Source organism: Zunongwangia sp. L-65 (assembly GCF_056859415.1).
Genome location: NZ_JBSXOK010000080.1, coordinates 95296 through 113192, shown reverse-complemented (window position 1 = coordinate 113192; position 17897 = coordinate 95296). Strand labels below are relative to the sequence as shown.

The following is a 17897-nucleotide window of genomic DNA, read 5'->3' as shown; positions in this document are numbered from 1 at the left end:
TTTTCTTTTAAGTTGATTATTCAGTTGGTAAATTGTTTGCAGTGAAAGGTGTTTGAACTACACCCAATCCAACTACGGCTTCTATAATTTCAGAAGGTGCTTGTGCTTTATCATAAGCTACTCCAGATCCTCCCAAATCAACCAATACGTCATTTCTGGCAAAATCCGTAGACCCTGGATTAATCAGATCTGCAATAGCAGAAGCATGTCTCGCTTCAACAGATACGATTTGCCCAGCTACAAGTAAATAATCAGCATTCGAAATTAATTTCCCCGCTCCATTATATGCTGAAACTCCAGTATCTTCTAGTAATAATGCAGTATTTAATACTGAGGTTCTGTCGCTAAAATCAACATTTGCTTCACTGAAGTCAAATTCCAACTCAGGAATAACCATATCCTCATCGACCACTGAATTCAAGGCCGTTCTTAAAACTTCTCTATGAATTACCTCATGGTTTCGAAGATCGGTCATGATTGTTTTTTCTTCATCAGAAGCGCCTGCAAAATAATCACCATCTAACACCATTTGATAAAATGCTGCCTCTAGTTGTTCTAAAGCTAAAGCATAATTAAGAATACCAACATCTCCACTTCCTAAATCAAAAGCTTCTGGATCTGGGTCTGGTGTAGGTTCTGGTTCCGGTTCCATTCCTGGATTAAAATCATCATCCTCACTACATGCATATAGTAGAGTTGATCCAGCAAATGCCAAACCGCTCATTTTAATAAATCTTCTTCTGGAATTTCCCTGACCTTTTTTGTCTCCGAATTCCACCTTAACAACTGGTTTTTTCATAATTAAATCTTATTAGTTTACGTTAAACATACGCAGCGAATTGCACTTTGGATTTTTTTAATTCGTTAATATTTTACTAAAACGATTTTCGAAATCTTAATTATTCCTAATTTTTAGAAATAATTCTTATCCGTTAAGAAGTAATTTAGCAATGTTTACCGCTCAATTTTGAGATTATGTAAATTTCAAAGGTTATAATACCGACAAAACTTGCATCAAGCGATCCAATCATTTTCGCTATTTTTGCATAAATTTTTGACTATTGAAAAGCTTCTTATATATAGTATTCTTATTACTTAGCCTCCCGTACGTAAATGCGCAAGAAAATAATAGCGGCCGAAAAATCGATTATGAGAACGATCGGCAGTATAGAGACGAAGAAAAATATCCGGGTGCTTTAGTAATGAGTAAAGTAAATAACCAGGTTCATTTTATACATCAGGGAATAGAAGTATGGTGTAATAATGCTGTGTTTTACGAAAGTGATAATTTTTTTAAAGCTTATGGCGAAGTTAGAATGAAACAGGGCGATACCGTTAGTATGAATAGTGATTATGCTGAATATAACGGTAATACCCAATTTGCTTTCGCAAGTGGCACGGTAAAAATGAAACGTCCACAAACAACCTTAGAAACAGACTCTTTATTTTTTGACCGTATAAAACAAGAAGCTTATTATAGAAGCGGGGGAAAAGTTACCGATACTGCCAGTGTACTAACCAGCACTATTGGAAGGTATTATTTTGAAGAAGATAAATACACCTTTTTATCAAATGTAAAAATTACAAATCCCGATTATATCGTAAATTCAGATCATATTGATTTTTATTCTGAAAGCGGCCATGCCTACCTTTATGGCCCATCAACCATAGTGGGAGAAGAAAGTACGGTTTACTGCGAACACGGTTTTTATGACACTCGGGGTGATACCGGTTACTTTGTAAAAAACTCAAAAATAGATTACGATAACCGCACGGTATTGGGAGACAGCCTTTATTTTAATCGCAATACAAGTTTTGCTTCGGCTACCAATAATATTCAGGTAATCGATACGGCAAATAATAGCAAAGTCACGGGACATTATGCTGAAGTTTTTCGAGAAAAAGATTCGGTAATTATAACTAAATGGCCTGTAGCAGCCAGTCTTCAGGATCAGGATTCGGTTTTTATCCACAGTGATACACTACTAGTTACCGGTAAACCTGAAAATCGTATCCTTCGCGGTTTTTATGATGTTAGAATGTACAAAAATGATATGAGCGGTAAAAGTGATTCCATTTTTGTAGATCAACAAGCGGGTATTACCAGACTCATTAATATTAATCCGGGAGAAAATTCGGCAACTTCAGTAAAAAGGAATCCGGTGTTATGGTCTGGCCTAAATCAAATGACTGGAGATACCATTCAGCTTATAAGCAATAAGGAAACAGAGCAATTAGACAGCTTAAGAGTTTTTAATAACGCTTTCCTCATCAATAAGGATAGTATTGAAGGTTATAATCAAATTAAAGGCCAATTACTAATCGGACTATTTGAGGAAAATGAACTTTATAAGGTGAATATTGATAAAAATACAGAAACTTTGTATTACAGCCGCACCGAAAATAAAGATCTTATAGGGATCAATAAAACGCTATCGAGCAGAATTGAAGTTTATTTTAAAGAACGGCAGATCGAAGATGTATATTATTACCAGGCGGTTGATGGAAATTTAAAGCCTGAAGAGCAAGTATTAAAAAGTAATCGAACCTTGCAAGGTTTTAACTGGCGTGGCGACGAAAGACTGGAAAAAAAACAAGATTTGTTTAAAGGTAAGGTGCCTCCTGAATTGGTCAAAATTCAGGGAATCCCATTACCTGAACCTATTGATGATTTCTTTGATGAACGTGAAGATGGTGATATGCTGTTAAATGAAAACTCCAGGTTACAACCACAAGACCTAAAAGATAAGACACAGGACAGCATTCCCTCTGTACAATCGAAAATTCCGCAGGGAGTTCAGGTAAATCCTGTTTCCGAGAGCCCATTTGAAGGAATCAAAGCATCTCAAATAAAAGCGGAAACTAAAAAAGATAGCCTTGAATCTCCAAATGCCTCCCCTAAAATTGAATAAAGATTTTTTAAAATATCAGGCACAAACAACGCCACACCCTCTAGGCTTAGAGGTTATTGATGCCAAGGGGTCTTATATTTATACCTCAGATGGGCAAAAACATCTGGATTTTGTAGCCGGTGTTTCGGCTACAAGTTTAGGACATTGCCATCCTGCAGTAATCACTGCGATAAAAAAACAGGCCGATAAATATTTGCATGTGATGGTTTATGGGGAATATGCCCAGGCTCCTGCTGTAGATTTTTCGAAACTTTTAGCAAAAAGCCTTCCTGATCCTTTAAATAAAGTATACCTGGTAAACTCTGGCACAGAAGCAATTGAGGGTGCTTTAAAATTAGCCAGACGTGCTACGGGCAGAACAGAAATACTGGCGGCTAAAAATGCCTATCATGGGAATACCATGGGTTCTTTAAGTTTAATGAATTTTGAGGAACGCCAAAAACCATTTAGACCGCTAATTGGTGATGTTGATTTTATTGAATTTAACAATGACGATAATTTAAACCGCATCACAAAAAAGACAGCTGCGGTTATTTTAGAAACCATTCAGGGTGGTGCTGGTTTTATTGAACCCCAGAATGATTATCTAAAAAAAGTAAAAAACCATTGCGAAGCAATAGGCGCCTTGCTGATCTTAGATGAAATTCAGCCTGGTTTTGGACGAACCGGAAAATTATTTGGTTTCGAAAACTATGATGTTGTTCCAGATATAATGGCTATAGGAAAAGGAATGGGCGGTGGCTTACCGGTAGGTGCTTTTGTAGCATCAGAAAAATTGATGGATCTACTTGCTGATCATCCAAAAATGGGACATATCACCACTTTTGGCGGTAATCCATTGGTGGCAGCGGCCTGTCATGCCACCTTGAAAACCATTCTGGAAACTGAATTAATGGCAGAAACCTTAGAAAAAGAAAAACGCTTTAGAGAATTGCTCATTCATCCTTTAATTACAGCAGTAAGAGGAAAAGGATTAATGCTCGCAGCTATTGTCGAATCAGAGGATATAGCTAATCAGGTCATCATAAATTGTAAAGAAAAAGGACTAATATTATTCTGGCTGCTATTCGAAAAAACAGCTATAAGAATTACCCCGCCGCTAACTATTTCTATTGAAGAGATTGAAGAAGGTTGTGGCATTATAATTGACGTTTTAAATAAAATAAAAAACAAAGCTTAGGTTGTTGATTACTTTGTTAACAACAATTAAAGCATCTGCGATACTCGGTTAAATCCTTTTTTAACTTTAGTAAAGCAGCAATCCAGTAACAACTTGCTTATGCAGTTAAGTCATAACGAAGATAACAATTTCTCGCTTTCACGTTTCGAATCAATGCTTAAGACCAATGATGTTTTATTCTTTGATTCTAACGAATTCGAAAATATTATTCATCATTATTTAGAAATCGGAAAGATAAATCTTGCTAAAAAGGCCGTTAAATTAGGGCTTTCTCAGCATCCATCGTCTATCAACCTTAAACTTCTTAAAGTTGAAATTCTTGTTTTTGAAGATAAATTAGATCTTGCCGATGGTTTATTGGCCGAAGTGCAGGATTTGGAAGCTAACAACGAAGAGGTATATATTCAGAAGGCGCAAATCTTTTCGAAACGTGATGAACATCAACAGGCAATCAAAGTTTTAGAACTAGCTTTAGATGTTACAGATGAAGCTGCTGAAATCTACTCAATGATTGGTATGGAATATCTTTTTCTTGAAGATTTTGAGAATGCCAAGATCAATTTTATGAATTGCCTTGAAGCCGATGAAGAAGATTATTCTGCCTTATATAATGTAATGTATTGTTTCGATTTTCTTGGTCAAAAAGAAGAAGTTATAGAATACCTGAATATGTATTTGGATAAAAATCCGTACTGCGAGGTAGCGTGGCATCAGGTTGGGAAGCAGTATTTTGATTTAAAGGACTATAAAAAAGCTTTAGCCGCTTTCGATTTTGCCATCATAAGTGACGAATATTTTATAGGGGCTTACCTGGAAAAAGGAAAAGTACTCGAAAAACTGGAACGTTATATCGAGGCTATAGAAAATTACAACGTCACTTTAGAGTTAGACGATCCTACTTCTTTCGCCTATTTACGAATTGGCAAATGTTTTGAAAAACTGGGTAACGATAAGCTTGCACTTTCAAATTTTGAAAAAACGGTACATGAGGATCCACTTTTGGACAAAGGCTGGATCGCTATTACCGATTTTTATATCAAGAAGAAAAATTTTAAAAAAGCACTATATTATATTAATAAAGCGATTAATATTGATGAAGAAAACGTGCTCTACTGGAAACGTTATGCAAAAATCAATAACCGATTAGATTTAAACAGAGAAGCTGAACGGGGCTATCGTAAAACTTTAGATCTGGGAAATTACGAATTGGAAACCTGGATTAGACGATGTGATATTTTAATCAATCTTGCGGAATGGGAAACCGCGGTACAAAATCTACTGCAGGCTAATGAATTTTATCCCGGTATTGCTGAGATTGAATATCGATTAAGCGGCTTATATTTTATGCTAAATAATGCAGATCTTGCTTACAGGCATCTTGAAAAAGGCTTAAAAGCTGATGCGGAATATTATATTATCATTGAAGAACTTTTCCCTGACATCTTTAAAAGAAAAAGTGTTAAACAATTAATAGATTCTTATCAAAAGGCTTCATAGTAATTTCCTAACTTTGGGCAAATCTAATTTTTAGGATATGCAAAGAAGCTTACGAGAATACCTTAGCGTTACGTTAAAGGGTATGGCTATGGGAGCAGCCGATGTTGTGCCCGGAGTATCGGGAGGTACGATCGCGTTTATTTCAGGAATTTATGAAGAATTGATCTCTACCATTAGCGGTGTAGATCTTTCTCTTTTAAAAACCTGGAAAAATGAAGGTTTTAAAGCCATGTGGCTTCAATTAAACGGCGGTTTCATCGTTTCCCTTTTTCTAGGAATTCTTATTAGTGTGTTCACGCTAATGCGATTGGCAAATTATTTGCTACAAAATCATCCCGTTTTGATCTGGTCATTCTTTTTTGGACTGGTGCTGGCAAGTATCTGGTATGTGGCCAAACAAATCCCCAAATGGAATTTTAAAATCATTATCGCGCTAATTCTTGGAGCTGCCGTAGCATTATATGTAACATCATTACCGCCCATGGGAAGTTCTAAAAGTACATTTTTCATGTTTATTGCCGGTGCCATTGCTGTTTGTGCGATGATTTTACCGGGAATATCCGGGGCGTTTATATTAGTGTTACTTGGTGCTTACCGCCCGGTAACCGAAGCCGCCCACAATTTTGATATTAAAACCTTGGCTATAGTTGGTGCCGGTGCTGTTTTTGGATTGCTTAGCTTCTCCAAAATTTTAAAATGGCTTTTTACACATTATACCAGTATTACTTTGGCGGTCTTAACCGGTTTTATCGCCGGTTCTCTAAATAAAATATGGCCATGGAAAAAGGTATTAGAAGTGGCTAGATTTGATGATAAAGAAATTGTGATTAATGAGACTTCCGTCTTGCCATGGAATTTTGAGGGCGATTCTCAATTATTATTCTCAGTGGTTCTGATGTTAGCGGGATTCGGACTCATTTTTCTTCTGGAAAGCTTAGCAGGCAACCAACCCGAAGAGTCTAATGCAACAAACTAGAACATTCACAGATAAAATATTCCTTATATTAAAAGGACTAGCCATGGGAGCTGCCAATAAAGTTCCCGGGGTTTCTGGTGGTGTCGTAGCTTTTGTTGCCGGTTTTTACGAAGAGTTTATTTATTCCTTACAAAAGATAAATATTAAGGCAGGTAAACTTTTAATTGCCGGTCGTTTTCGCAGTCTGTACCATTATGTAAACGGGAAGTTTTTAGGCTTACTTATTTTGGGGATGCTTATTAGTTACTTCAGTGTTTCCAAAATTCTGGATTATCTAATAGTTCATTACGAACTTTATGTTTGGTCTGCTTTTTTTGGGATGATTATTGGATCGATCTATTACATCAGTAAAGATTTTGATGAATGGAGCCGACGCAGTATTCTCTTTGTAACTTTAGGAATTGCTTTTGGCGTTGCTATTAGTATGTTAGAACCTGCACGGGAAAACGACAATTTATGGTTTGTCTTTTTTTGCGGTATGATTGGTGTATCCGGGATGACATTACCAGGATTAAGTGGTTCTTTTATCCTTATTTTACTGGGAAATTATGTGTTGTTATTGGTAGATTCTGTGAATGCATTATATGATACCTTAGCCGATATTCTTAGTTTGGACTTTAGTTTTACTACCAACGAATCCAGGATGCATTTGCTACAGGTTATGATCATTTTCGCGTTGGGATCACTGGCAGGTCTGGTTTCCCTTTCCCACTTACTCGGATTTGTATTAAAGCATTATAAAAAAGATACTTTTGCAACTATCATTGGTTTTATTACAGGTTCGTTGGGCGTAGTTTGGCCCTGGAAAATCAAAACCTATAAGACTGATGAAGCTGGTAATTTTTTAATGGATAGTCACGGTGAAAAGGTTATAGATAATTATAATAGATTTTTTCCAGACTTTACAAGTGGTGAAACCTATTTAGCCATATTTTTTATTTTGGTGGGCATTTTTATTGTTTTGGGGCTTGCCCTTTACGAGAAAAGAGCACACGCAAAGAAGATCGCCAGAGATCCAAAATAAGAACTTAAAAAAGTTTTTTGAGGGAAATTCATGGAATAAATATTCAAAAAGAGACCAAAAAATGAAGAAATTCGGACTTTTAGGAAAAAACATAGCATACTCATTTTCAAGAAAATATTTCAACGATAAATTTGAAAATGAAAAAATTAACGCCGAATATGTCAATTTTGATATTCCAGAAATCACAGATTTCCCAATGATAATCACTAAAAATCCTGCGCTTGCCGGAATGAATGTTACCATCCCTTATAAACTGGAAGTAATGAAATTTTTAGACGATCTTTCTGAAGATGCTGAGGAAATTGATGCTGTAAATGTAATCAAGTTTGAAAACGGCGGAAAACTAATTGGTCATAATACCGATTTTATAGGTTTTCGGGATTCTCTAAAACCTCATCTTAGACCGCAACACACCCATGCACTGATTTTGGGAACCGGCGGTGCTTCTAAAGCCGTAGCCTATGCTTTAAAAACCATGGGGATTTCATACAAGTTCGTTTCCAGATCACCTCGTAAGGAGCAATATGCCTATTCAGAGTTAAATGAAGAGATTATCCTAAAATATTCTTTGATCATTAATACCACCCCCCTGGGAACATTTCCAAACGTTGATCACTGTCCTGAAATTCCGTATAGGTTTATGACTAAGAATCATCTTGTTTTCGATTTGATTTATAATCCGGCGGAAACAAAATTTATGAGTAACAGTAAGAACCATGGGGCTGTCGCGGTAAACGGGCATAAAATGCTCGAATTACAAGCCGAAGCAGCCTGGGCAATATGGAATTCTTAAAAATTTGAGGATTTTCATTCTTATTTTTTCATAAAAGATTTGGTTTGCTTGCCCAATTTTCGTGTAGTTGTTATCTTTCAGCTTTAATAACACTCAGAACTTTAACATTGAAAGATATGTCTCAATCAGATAACGAAAACAAGAAAGAAGAACTTTCCAAAACAGAGACTCCTGAGACTACTCAAAACAGTCAGCAACAGGAGACCACTTCAGAAAGTACAACAGAAGAAAAGAAGGTAGAAGAATCTTTTTCGGAAGAGGTTGAGCATCCAAAAGCTACAACTAACGAGCTTGAAGAGGCTATGGTAGCCGAATCTACTTTTGTTCAGGATACCGAAGATCATAAAAAAGCCAAGGCTGAGGACATCAATATCGAAGATGATGATGATGATGATCATGAAGAGGCCATTATCGACGAGCATAAGAAAGGTGTAGATGATTCGCTTGCCGAGGATAGCGAAGATGAAAGCGCCACAGAGCGCCACACTATCCCTAAAAAAGACTATCATTCGATGAGCAAAGAGCAACTAACCGATGAGTTAGAGCGATTGCTCAAAAATGAGAAAATACAGGCAATTAAAGAACATGTCATCGAAATTCGAACAGAATTCAACGCTAAATTCGATGAGGAGTTAGAGGAAAAGAAAGAAGATTTTCTTGCCGACGGCGGTAATATCATCGACTTCCATTACTCTACTCCTCTTAAAAACCGTTTTAATTCGCTGTATTTCGATTATCGCGAAAAACGAAATAAATATTATCAGCAATTAAAGCAGGATCTTAACGCAAATCTTAATAAACGTCTTGAAATTATTGAAGAATTAAAGGGGTTACTTGATGTGGAGGAAAACATCAATACCACTTATAATCACTTTAAAGACATTCAGGATAAATGGCGCACGGCAGGACCAATCCCTCGCGATAAGTACAACAATGTATGGAATACTTATCACCATCACGTAGAGAATTTCTATGATTTTCTTCACTTAAATCGTGAATTTAGGGATATGGACTTTAAGCATAATTTAGATCAAAAGCTTAAGGTTATTGATCGTGCTGAAGAACTAGCACAGGAAGAGGACACTAATCGTGCCTTTAGAGAGCTACAGATGCTACATAAGATGTGGAAAGAAGAGTTGGGACCTGTAGCCAAGGATTATCGTGAAGAAATTTGGGAACGTTTTAGCAATGCTACGAAAGTTATCCATGATCGCCGCCAGGAATATTTCGAAAACCTGGATAAAGAATTTGAAAAAAACTGGGAAAAGAAGCAGCAAATTATCGAAAAGATTCGGGAAATAGCTGATCAGGATTTTAGCAGTCATAATAAATGGCAGCAAAAGATTAAAGAAATTGAAGCTCTACGTGAAGAATTCTTTAAAGCCGGTAAAGTACCAAAAAGTAAAAACGAAGAAACCTGGGCTGATTTTAAAGAAACGGTAAGACGTTTTAACCGTAAGAAAAATTCATTTTACAAGAATCTTAAAAAACAGCAATACGATAATCTGGAAAAGAAAAAAGAACTGATCCAGATTGCTGAAGATAATAAGGATAGTGATGATTTTAAAACCATCACACCTTTGATGAAAAAAATCCAGTCTGATTGGAAAAATATCGGGCACGTACCAAGAAAGGATAGTGATAAGGTGTGGAAACAATTTAAAGCTGCCTGTAACTATTATTTTGAACGCTTGCACGAAAATCGAAGTGAAGAGAATAAAGAAGAGATGGAAGCTTTTGGTAACAAAAAAGAGCTTCTTGATAAAATCCGCTCTTTCGAACATTCCGGTGATAAAGAAGAAGATCTTAAAACCATTAAATCTTTTATTGCCGAATGGAAGACCCTGGGTAGGGTACCCTTTAATAAACGATTTATTGAGGGAAAATTTAATAAGACTCTGGATCAACTATTCAAAAAACTTGATGTTAATCGTACAAAAGCAGAAATGCTGAAATATGAAAATAAAATCCAGGCACTTAATGATGCCGATGATGATCATAAGATTAGGAATGAACACTTTTTTCTTTCTAAGAAGATCGAAGAAACACAGGCTGAAATTAGGCAGTTAGAAAACAACTTACAGTTCTTCTCTAATGTAAACGATGATAATCCACTGGTACAGGAAGTACACAAAAATATTGAAGATCACAAAGCCCAACTAAAAGTTTGGCGAGAAAAACTGAAGAAAGTAAAATCACTTTACTAGTTCTGGTTAAAATGCAATAAAAAACCGTCAGCTATTCCTTCTGGCGGTTTTTTTATTGTAATCGACAAGCAAAATGAATTGTGCCAATACTGTCCAGATTACAATCGAGAGGTATCGAAATAAAAATAATCTTCTAATAATGCAATACCTATAGGATAGATTAGTTTATTTAAGTACAAAAACTTAGAAGCTTAAAGCAAGCCTGGCGTTATTACTAGAAAAAACTTTTTATAATCCTGGACCAATGAGATTCTTTATAGATTACTTAAACTTCCAATAAAAGATTAAAACATTTGTAGGTTAGCTTTCCTTTTATTTAAAAAAAAGATAATGAAAAAGCCAACAACAATAAATGGAATGCTTAACCACTGCCCCATATTTAAAGTCATTTCACTCTCAAATGCTACCTGATTTTCTTTAAAAAATTCAATAAAAAATCGGCTTAAGAATAATAAAACTAAGAATAGCCCAAAAATTTGACCATTTTTACCTTTCATTTTGGGGTATAGATAGAATAAAATCCCAAAGATCAATAAATAGGCAATAGCTTCATAAAGCTGTGTTGGATGCCTGGGAATCATATCATCTCTAACAAATACTACTCCCCAATCGCCATTAGTAGGTTTTCCATAAATTTCAGAATTCATAAAATTACCAAAACGGATAAAAGCACCTGTTACTGGTGTTCCTAAAGCTACTTTGTCCAGTACCCATAATAGCTTTACTTTATATTTTCTACAGTACAACATAATGGCTATAAAAACACCTAAAGCACCACCATGACTTGCCAATCCCTGGTATCCCACAAATTGATAACTTCCTTCAATCCTTTGAATAGGTAAGAAGATCTCTAAAGGATGTGAAAAGAAATATTCTGGCTGATAAAATAAACAATGGCCTAATCTTGCTCCTATTACCGTTCCCAATATAATATAGGATAATAAACTATCGAGGTCTTCTATAGGAATATGCTCTTTTTTGTAAATACTTCTTACTATTAGATAACCTAGCATAAGGCCGGTTACAAACAAGAGACCATAATATTTTAATGGAAAAGTATCTGTAATCCAAAACAAAACCGGATCTATATCCCAATAAAAAACATTATCATTCATGATTATTTACAATTGTTATCAACTATCCCTATAATTTCTTAGCTTCATTCCAATAGACATCCATTTCAGCAAGCGTCATATCTTTTAAAGCTATATTTTTTTCAGCAGCCTTTTGTTCAAGATATTTAAAACGGGCTATAAATTTTTTATTAGTTCGTTCTAAGGCATTTTCGGGATTAATTTTAAGAAAACGGGCATAATTGATCATAGAGAACATAACATCTCCAAATTCAGCCTCCATTTTATCCTTATCAGCCATATTTACTTCCTCCTGAAGTTCACGTAACTCTTCCTCTAACTTTTCAAACACCTGTTGCGGTTCTTCCCAATCAAATCCCACACCTGCCACTTTATCCTGTATTCTACTGGCCTTTACCAGGGCCGGTAAAGATCCTGGAACCCCTTCTAAAACACTTTTCTTCCCTTCATTTAGTTTCAGGTTTTCCCAATTCTTTTTTACGTCTTCTTCGTTTTCAATTTTTACGTCCCCATAAATATGGGGATGTCTTGAAATCAGCTTTTCACAAATTCCATTCGCAACATCAGCAATATCAAAATCATTACTTTCGCTTCCTATTTTCGCATAAAAAACAAGATGCAACAACAAATCCCCTAACTCTTTTCTAACCTCTTCTATATCTTTATCTAAAATAGCGTCACCAAGTTCATAGGTTTCTTCTATGGTAAGAGGTCGCAAACTTTCCATGGTTTGTTTACGATCCCAGGGACATTCTTCCCTAAGTTCATCCATTATAGTTAGTAATCTATCAAAAGCTTTTAGCTGCTCTTCTCTGGAATTCATATGATCTTTTTAAAAGACCAAAATACGATATTAGCTTTAGGAAGACTAGAGAGATTTCCTTAATTTATTGTTTCTTAAATTTATAAGAACAGCCTTCTGTACATATTGGTCCTTTATAAGTAGGATGATAAACCAAATAACTATCATTTAAAGCCTCTACGCCCCAATAGGATTTATTATCGGGATAAATGGCCTGATCCAGATCACAAGAATAAGTAAGTTCTATCATTAGCTTAGCCTCATATTCTGGATGTGCTACAACACGATAAGTCCCTCTTTCACAATTACCGTCATTTTTTATAAAAGTAGCATCAGCTAAAAATTTTATGGTATAACTTTGTAATACCGGCGACCATGATACTTGTCCGCCCGAGCTCACTTTAGATTCTACAAGTTTCCACTCTCCAACTAATGCATCGCTGTTTATCGCTACTAAAGGCAAACTTTCTATCTCATCTTCATTATTGTCACAGGCATAAAGGCTAAGCAGGCATACTGCAAATACTAGGATATATTTTGTCATGTATAAAGGTTTTTAATTAGATCCTAAAAACCAAAAAAGGTTGCGTAAGCAATTTATGAACTCAATGAAGAATAGAAAACAATCGTAAACTACCTTAAGGCAAGACCATAAGGGTTCTAAATAGTTATTTTTAATTTCAAGACATCATGATTCCCATAATTATTGAGATAGAACTGTAGCATTTAATCTAGATATCGATTAAAATAAGAAGGATGATGCCTTCGCATCATCCTTCTTGTGGCTATAAACAACTTTTTAAATGAAGTGCGGTAGCTCCGCATACCATTAAAAGTTATATTGATAACCGCTAAATATAAATATTATTATATCTGAAACCGTATTTTTTACAAAATAGGGTGATTTTCCCCATATTCACCTATCTAAATTGCATAAAGATTAAATTTAGGGTAAGCAGAAACCGAATAATTATTAGAATTACACATCTCTTCATATTCTTCTTCCGTAGGTAAGTCAAAATCTTCAAAATAACCAGAAAATAATTCTAACTCGGCATAACTATTTAAAATAATAACAAGACTTTCATATTTTGGCAACGGAAAAGAAAACTCAAGTTTTGCCTTTACTTTTTCATGAGCAGCAAGAAAATTTTCTATACGCCTAATCTTATTTTTAGTTATCATCTATGGTTGCTTAGAGAAGCTAAATTTAAAAAAATAATAGTTTGATTAAAAACCGGGAAATAAAATTTTAGGAAATTGGCTACAACAAAAAACCCTGCTTAAAAAAGCAGGGTTTCACAAATAAGGGTGGAAGACCGGGTTCGAACCGGCGACCTCTGGAACCACAATCCAGCGCTCTAACCAACTGAGCTACATCCACCATTTCAAATTGCGGTTGCAAATGTAAACTATTTAAACAATTCCACAAAGAAAAAATTCCAATTAAATTAAATCAAATATCGAATTCACTGCTACATAGCGTTCTACAGTATAACCTTCAGCGTATTCGGTATTGATAATTCGGCCCAAATCTCGTGCTCTATAAATTATACTGTCAAAAAAGTTATTGCTGGAGATGGGTGTTTTGGGCTCTTCGCTATCAGGATCGTAAAACTGACTTTGATAAGCTTTTACAGATTCCATCTTTTTATCCATATATCCGGTCACATCTACCACCACATCTGGTTCTATATTTTTCCACTGGATATAGTGAAAAACCTGTTTTGGTCTCCATGCCTCCTGCTTTAAACCGTCTTTAGAAGTTTCAATTCGGCGTAATCCACTTAAAAAACAGGCATCACTTACCAGTTTAGAACCTCGACCATGATCTATATGCCGATCGTCTATCGCGTTACAAAAAACGATCTCTGGTTTATATTTTCGTAGAATCTTTATAATTTCTAATTGGTGTTCTTTATCATTTGTAAAAAATCCATCGGCAAAACTTAGGTTTTCGCGAACATGCACTCCTAAAATTTTAGCAGCATCGATAGCTTCCTTATCCCTTATTTCTGCAGTGCCCCGTGTGCCTAATTCTCCACGTGTTAAATCTAAAATCCCTACTTTCTTACCACGATCTATCTCTTTGGCCAAAGTGGCAGAACAACTTAATTCTACATCATCTGGATGTGCTCCCACGGCCAAAATATCTAACTTCATCATTTTTCTATTTCAAATATTGCAATTGGGGTATTCCCCCAATTATTTTTAATTTTCACTCATAGCTTTTAAAGCCTGCTCTATATCTGCTATCAAATCTTCTGGTTCTTCTATTCCCACAGAAAATCTTAACAATCCGTCTTTGATGCCTTGCTTTGCTCTCTCTTCAGGAGTTAACAAACCATGAGAAGTTTTTGATGGAGAAAGAATAGTACTTTCTACTCCCGCTAAACTCATCGAAGATTTTATCAATTGTAATTTTTTCTGAAATTCGTCGGCGTTTAAACCTTCTATAAGTTCAAAAGACAGCATTCCCCCAAAACCTTTCATCTGAGCTTTTGCCAGTTCATGTTCAGGATGCGATGTTAAACCCGGATAATATACTTTGGCTACCTTATTATTTGCATATAGATATTCGGCAAGGACCTGTGCATTTTCGTTTTGCGCTTTTACCCTTAGCCCCATCGTCTTTAAACTGCGCTCTAAAAGCCAAACCGTATAATCACTTAAATTTCCGCCCAGATTTTTGGCCATCTGGAATACTGTATTAATTTTATCTTCAGAAGAAATTACCACTCCGGCAAGAATATCACTATGTCCTCCCATATATTTGGTGGCCGAATGAATTACGATGTCGATGCCTAAATCTATTGGATTTTGATTTACCGGGGAGGCAAAGGTATTATCGATCATGCTTACCAGGCCTTTCTTTTTTGCCAATTGGGCAACAGCGCTCACATCGGTAATGGTAAGTAACGGGTTTGACGGTGTTTCGATATAAACTACCTTGGTATTTTCTCTAATTTCAGCCTCAAACGCCGCTGGACTTGCATCTTTTGTAAAGCTATATTCTATTTTAAATTTATCGAATTCCTCTGTAATCAAATTACTTGTTCCTCCATATAATGTATTTTGAAAGACTACATGATCACCAGACTGAACATGAGAAAGCAGCGCAGTACTTACCGCTGCCATTCCACTCCCAAAAATAAGTGCGGCCTCGCCATGTTCCAATGCCGCCATCTTTTTTGCTAAAGCTACCTGATTTGGGGTATTAAAATATCTTGGATAGCGTTTAACTTCTACCTCTTCGAATGCATAAGAAGTAGCCATATATAACGGTGAAACTGCTCCTTTAAATTTTGTATCTTCCAGTTCTCCGGCATGTGTACAAATGGTATTAATGCCTTTATATTTTTTATCCATCAAGCTTTTTATTTAGTGCGACTAATTTAAGAACTTCAGCTTTTAAATACTATAGATTAAAACCCTTTCTGCTGCGAAGTCTTAAAGAAAACTTTATTCGAAATCGAATTAGCACTTAAAACCCTTAAAATTTTATAAAATCATTTGGAAATTTAATTAGCGCTTTATTACTGATTTAACAGCAAAATCAATGCTTTAGCATTATCTTTAAACTACTTAAAAAAAACATAAAATTATGGGAAGAAAAGTTGCAGATCTTTTGGTTACAATGCTTGTTGAAGCTGGTGTAAAACGTGTTTATGCAGTTACCGGTGACAGTCTAAATCCTGTTAACGACGCCGTAAGACGTGATGGCAGGTTACAGTGGATTCATGTACGGCACGAAGAAGCTGGTGCTTACGCAGCATCAATGGATGCTGAATTAGACGGAATTGGATGTTGTATGGGTAGTAGTGGCCCGGGACACGTTCATCTGGTAAACGGACTTTATGATGCCAATCGTGCAGGAAATCCTGTGATTGCAATAGCTTCTACCGTAGAAACGGATAAACTAGGTACAGAAAATTTCCAGGAAACTAATGTAACTAAATTATTTGATGACTGCAGCAAATACTGCTTTATGGCTAATACCCCGGCCCAGGCCGCACATGGTTTCCAAAGTGCAATTCAGCATGCCATACATCAAAAAGGTGTAGGTGTTGTTGGATTGCCGGGCGATGTAGCTTCTGCAGATGCCACCCATATTTCTACTTCAGAACAAAACTACTTTACCAGCTCTAAATTACAACCAGGTGATCAGGAAATGAAAACACTGGCCCGGGTGATCAATGAAAACAAAAAAGTGATGCTTTATTGTGGTCACGGCTGCAAAGATGCTCAAGATGAAGTTATGCAGTTAGCTAAGAAACTAAATGCTCCTATGGGCTTTAGTTTTCGCGGAAAAATATATTTCGATAAAGAAAATAATCCCTATGCGGTTGGACTAAACGGTTTACTAGGAACCAAGTCGGGCTTTAAAGCCATGCATGAAGCTGATGCCCTGGTCCTTTTAGGAACAGATTTTCCTTACACTAATTTTCTCCCCGAAAAAAATACAATTATACAAATAGACGAAAAGCCAGAACGTATTGGTCGTCGTGCGAAAGTAAATTTTGGTTACCATGGCAAAATAAAAGATACTTTAGAAGCACTTCTACCTCTTTTAGAAACCAAAACAGAAACTGATTTTCTTGATGAGATGAGAGCGCTTCATCAAGAGGTAGAAGAAAAGTACTGTAGTTATGTAAAAGACAAAGGTGATGCTAAGAAAATTCATCCAGAATATGTTGCTTCGGTAATTGATGAGATAGCAAGTGACGATGCTATATTTACGGTAGACACCGGAATGAGTGCTGTTTGGGCCGCCAGATATTTAAAAGGAAAGAAAAATAGATATTTAACCGGTTCATTTAATCACGGTTCTATGGCTAATGCCATGCCCATGGCTATTGGAGCAGGCTTAGGGCATCCAGAGAGACAGGTAATTGCTCTTTGTGGTGACGGAGGAATCTCCATGCTTTTAGGCGATCTAATGACAATTAGCCAATATAAAATTCCGGCAAAAATCATCATTTTCAATAACAGTTCCCTGGGAATGGTAAAATTAGAAATGCAGGTGGAAGGTTATCCAGAATGGCAAACAGATATGGTGAATCCCGATTTTGCCTTGATTGCTAAAGCCATGAATATTCATAGTTGGGTAGTTGAAGATCCTAAAAACATAAAACAGGCATTACAGGAAGCATTTGACCATGACGGGCCCGCAGTTGTAAATATTTTTACCGATCCCGATGCTCTTGCTATGCCACCCGAAATTAACTTTGAACAAATTAAAGGTTTTGCAAAAACAATGGGTAAAATGATGCTGAACGGAAGAACAGCTGAAGTGATCGATACCGCAAAATCAGACATGAAATATCTCAAAGAAATATTTTAGATCTAAAAAATTGATCCAGGTTAAGAAACGCAGTTAAAAACGAGTTAAACATAACGTGCGCGATTTAA

At 36.0% G+C, this 17897-nt stretch carries 15 protein-coding genes and 1 tRNA gene; 8 read left to right on the top strand and 8 right to left on the bottom strand.

Features of this window, described 5'->3' with window-relative positions; all coding sequences use genetic code 11:
• Positions 1-16 precede the first annotated feature (16 nt).
• Positions 17-799, bottom strand: coding sequence for a ferritin-like domain-containing protein (locus AC13DP_RS19980; RefSeq protein WP_347406826.1), 783 nt, complete (start codon positions 797-799; stop codon positions 17-19).
• 262 nt (positions 800-1061) lie between these two features.
• Here AC13DP_RS19980 and AC13DP_RS19975 point away from each other — a divergent pair, with 262 nt between their 5' ends.
• The 7 genes from AC13DP_RS19975 to AC13DP_RS19945 all read left to right on the top strand — a co-directional run bounded on the left by AC13DP_RS19975 (position 1062) and on the right by AC13DP_RS19945 (position 10589).
• Positions 1062-2912, top strand: coding sequence for an OstA-like protein (locus tag AC13DP_RS19975; RefSeq protein WP_347406825.1), 1851 nt, complete (start codon positions 1062-1064; stop codon positions 2910-2912).
• The gene (locus tag AC13DP_RS19970; protein WP_347406824.1) at positions 2905-4092 is read left to right on the top strand and encodes an aspartate aminotransferase family protein; all 1188 of its coding nucleotides are present in this window, start codon (positions 2905-2907) and stop codon (positions 4090-4092) included. Before AC13DP_RS19975 ends, AC13DP_RS19970 begins: the two co-directional genes overlap by 8 nt.
• A 99-nt stretch (positions 4093-4191) precedes the next feature.
• Complete coding sequence (locus AC13DP_RS19965; protein WP_483068356.1) at positions 4192-5589, top strand: tetratricopeptide repeat protein; 1398 nt, start codon at positions 4192-4194, stop codon at positions 5587-5589.
• A gap of 37 nt (positions 5590-5626) precedes the next feature.
• Positions 5627-6565, top strand: coding sequence for a DUF368 domain-containing protein (locus AC13DP_RS19960; protein WP_041578787.1), 939 nt, complete (start codon positions 5627-5629; stop codon positions 6563-6565).
• The gene (locus tag AC13DP_RS19955) at positions 6552-7589 is read left to right on the top strand and encodes a DUF368 domain-containing protein (protein WP_483068355.1); all 1038 of its coding nucleotides are present in this window, start codon (positions 6552-6554) and stop codon (positions 7587-7589) included. The genes AC13DP_RS19960 and AC13DP_RS19955 overlap by 14 nt, the downstream gene beginning before the upstream one ends.
• Positions 7590-7650: 61 nt before the next feature.
• Positions 7651-8382: a shikimate dehydrogenase family protein gene (locus tag AC13DP_RS19950; protein WP_272958368.1), complete on the top strand. Its 732-nt coding sequence runs from the start codon at positions 7651-7653 to the stop codon at positions 8380-8382.
• 116 nt (positions 8383-8498) lie between these two features.
• Positions 8499-10589 (top strand): DUF349 domain-containing protein, encoded by a 2091-nt coding sequence (locus AC13DP_RS19945; protein WP_483068354.1) that lies wholly within the window; start codon positions 8499-8501, stop codon positions 10587-10589.
• Between the two features lie 284 nt (positions 10590-10873).
• Here the strand turns inward: AC13DP_RS19945 and lgt are convergent, their stop codons facing one another.
• The 7 genes from lgt to AC13DP_RS19910 all read right to left on the bottom strand — a co-directional run bounded on the left by lgt (position 10874) and on the right by AC13DP_RS19910 (position 15854).
• Positions 10874-11704, bottom strand: coding sequence for a prolipoprotein diacylglyceryl transferase (gene lgt / locus AC13DP_RS19940; protein ID WP_347406822.1), 831 nt, complete (start codon positions 11702-11704; stop codon positions 10874-10876).
• Between the two features lie 28 nt (positions 11705-11732).
• The gene (gene mazG / locus AC13DP_RS19935; RefSeq protein WP_272958204.1) at positions 11733-12506 is read right to left on the bottom strand and encodes a nucleoside triphosphate pyrophosphohydrolase; all 774 of its coding nucleotides are present in this window, start codon (positions 12504-12506) and stop codon (positions 11733-11735) included.
• A 64-nt stretch (positions 12507-12570) separates the two neighbouring features.
• Complete coding sequence (locus tag AC13DP_RS19930; RefSeq protein ID WP_483068353.1) at positions 12571-13029, bottom strand: hypothetical protein; 459 nt, start codon at positions 13027-13029, stop codon at positions 12571-12573.
• A gap of 380 nt (positions 13030-13409) precedes the next feature.
• Positions 13410-13670: a hypothetical protein gene (locus AC13DP_RS19925; protein WP_013071138.1), complete on the bottom strand. Its 261-nt coding sequence runs from the start codon at positions 13668-13670 to the stop codon at positions 13410-13412.
• 124 nt (positions 13671-13794) lie between these two features.
• Positions 13795-13870, bottom strand: a tRNA-His gene (locus AC13DP_RS19920).
• Between the two features lie 61 nt (positions 13871-13931).
• Positions 13932-14648, bottom strand: coding sequence for a bacillithiol biosynthesis deacetylase BshB1 (bshB1, locus tag AC13DP_RS19915; protein WP_041578784.1), 717 nt, complete (start codon positions 14646-14648; stop codon positions 13932-13934).
• A 48-nt stretch (positions 14649-14696) separates the two neighbouring features.
• Positions 14697-15854, bottom strand: a complete 1158-nt coding sequence (locus AC13DP_RS19910) for a trans-sulfuration enzyme family protein (RefSeq protein ID WP_483068352.1) — start codon at positions 15852-15854, stop codon at positions 14697-14699.
• 235 nt (positions 15855-16089) lie between these two features.
• Here AC13DP_RS19910 and AC13DP_RS19905 point away from each other — a divergent pair, with 235 nt between their 5' ends.
• The gene (locus tag AC13DP_RS19905) at positions 16090-17829 is read left to right on the top strand and encodes a thiamine pyrophosphate-dependent enzyme (protein WP_483068351.1); all 1740 of its coding nucleotides are present in this window, start codon (positions 16090-16092) and stop codon (positions 17827-17829) included.
• The last annotated feature ends 68 nt before the right edge of the window (positions 17830-17897 follow it).

What these genes read in the sequence shown, in the direction of transcription:
- AC13DP_RS19980 (WP_347406826.1), bottom strand. Translation starts at nt 799, where the DNA reads ATGAAAAAACCAGTTGTTAAGGTGGAATTCGGAGACAAAAAAGGTCAG.
- AC13DP_RS19965 (WP_483068356.1), top strand. Translation starts at nt 4,192, where the DNA reads ATGCAGTTAAGTCATAACGAAGATAACAATTTCTCGCTTTCACGTTTC.
- AC13DP_RS19960 (WP_041578787.1), top strand. Translation starts at nt 5,627, where the DNA reads ATGCAAAGAAGCTTACGAGAATACCTTAGCGTTACGTTAAAGGGTATG.
- AC13DP_RS19955 (WP_483068355.1), top strand. Translation starts at nt 6,552, where the DNA reads ATGCAACAAACTAGAACATTCACAGATAAAATATTCCTTATATTAAAA.
- AC13DP_RS19950 (WP_272958368.1), top strand. Translation starts at nt 7,651, where the DNA reads ATGAAGAAATTCGGACTTTTAGGAAAAAACATAGCATACTCATTTTCA.
- AC13DP_RS19945 (WP_483068354.1), top strand. Translation starts at nt 8,499, where the DNA reads ATGTCTCAATCAGATAACGAAAACAAGAAAGAAGAACTTTCCAAAACA.
- lgt (WP_347406822.1), bottom strand. Translation starts at nt 11,704, where the DNA reads ATGAATGATAATGTTTTTTATTGGGATATAGATCCGGTTTTGTTTTGG.
- mazG (WP_272958204.1), bottom strand. Translation starts at nt 12,506, where the DNA reads ATGAATTCCAGAGAAGAGCAGCTAAAAGCTTTTGATAGATTACTAACT.
- AC13DP_RS19930 (WP_483068353.1), bottom strand. Translation starts at nt 13,029, where the DNA reads ATGACAAAATATATCCTAGTATTTGCAGTATGCCTGCTTAGCCTTTAT.
- AC13DP_RS19925 (WP_013071138.1), bottom strand. Translation starts at nt 13,670, where the DNA reads ATGATAACTAAAAATAAGATTAGGCGTATAGAAAATTTTCTTGCTGCT.
- bshB1 (WP_041578784.1), bottom strand. Translation starts at nt 14,648, where the DNA reads ATGAAGTTAGATATTTTGGCCGTGGGAGCACATCCAGATGATGTAGAA.
- AC13DP_RS19910 (WP_483068352.1), bottom strand. Translation starts at nt 15,854, where the DNA reads ATGGATAAAAAATATAAAGGCATTAATACCATTTGTACACATGCCGGA.
- AC13DP_RS19905 (WP_483068351.1), top strand. Translation starts at nt 16,090, where the DNA reads ATGGGAAGAAAAGTTGCAGATCTTTTGGTTACAATGCTTGTTGAAGCT.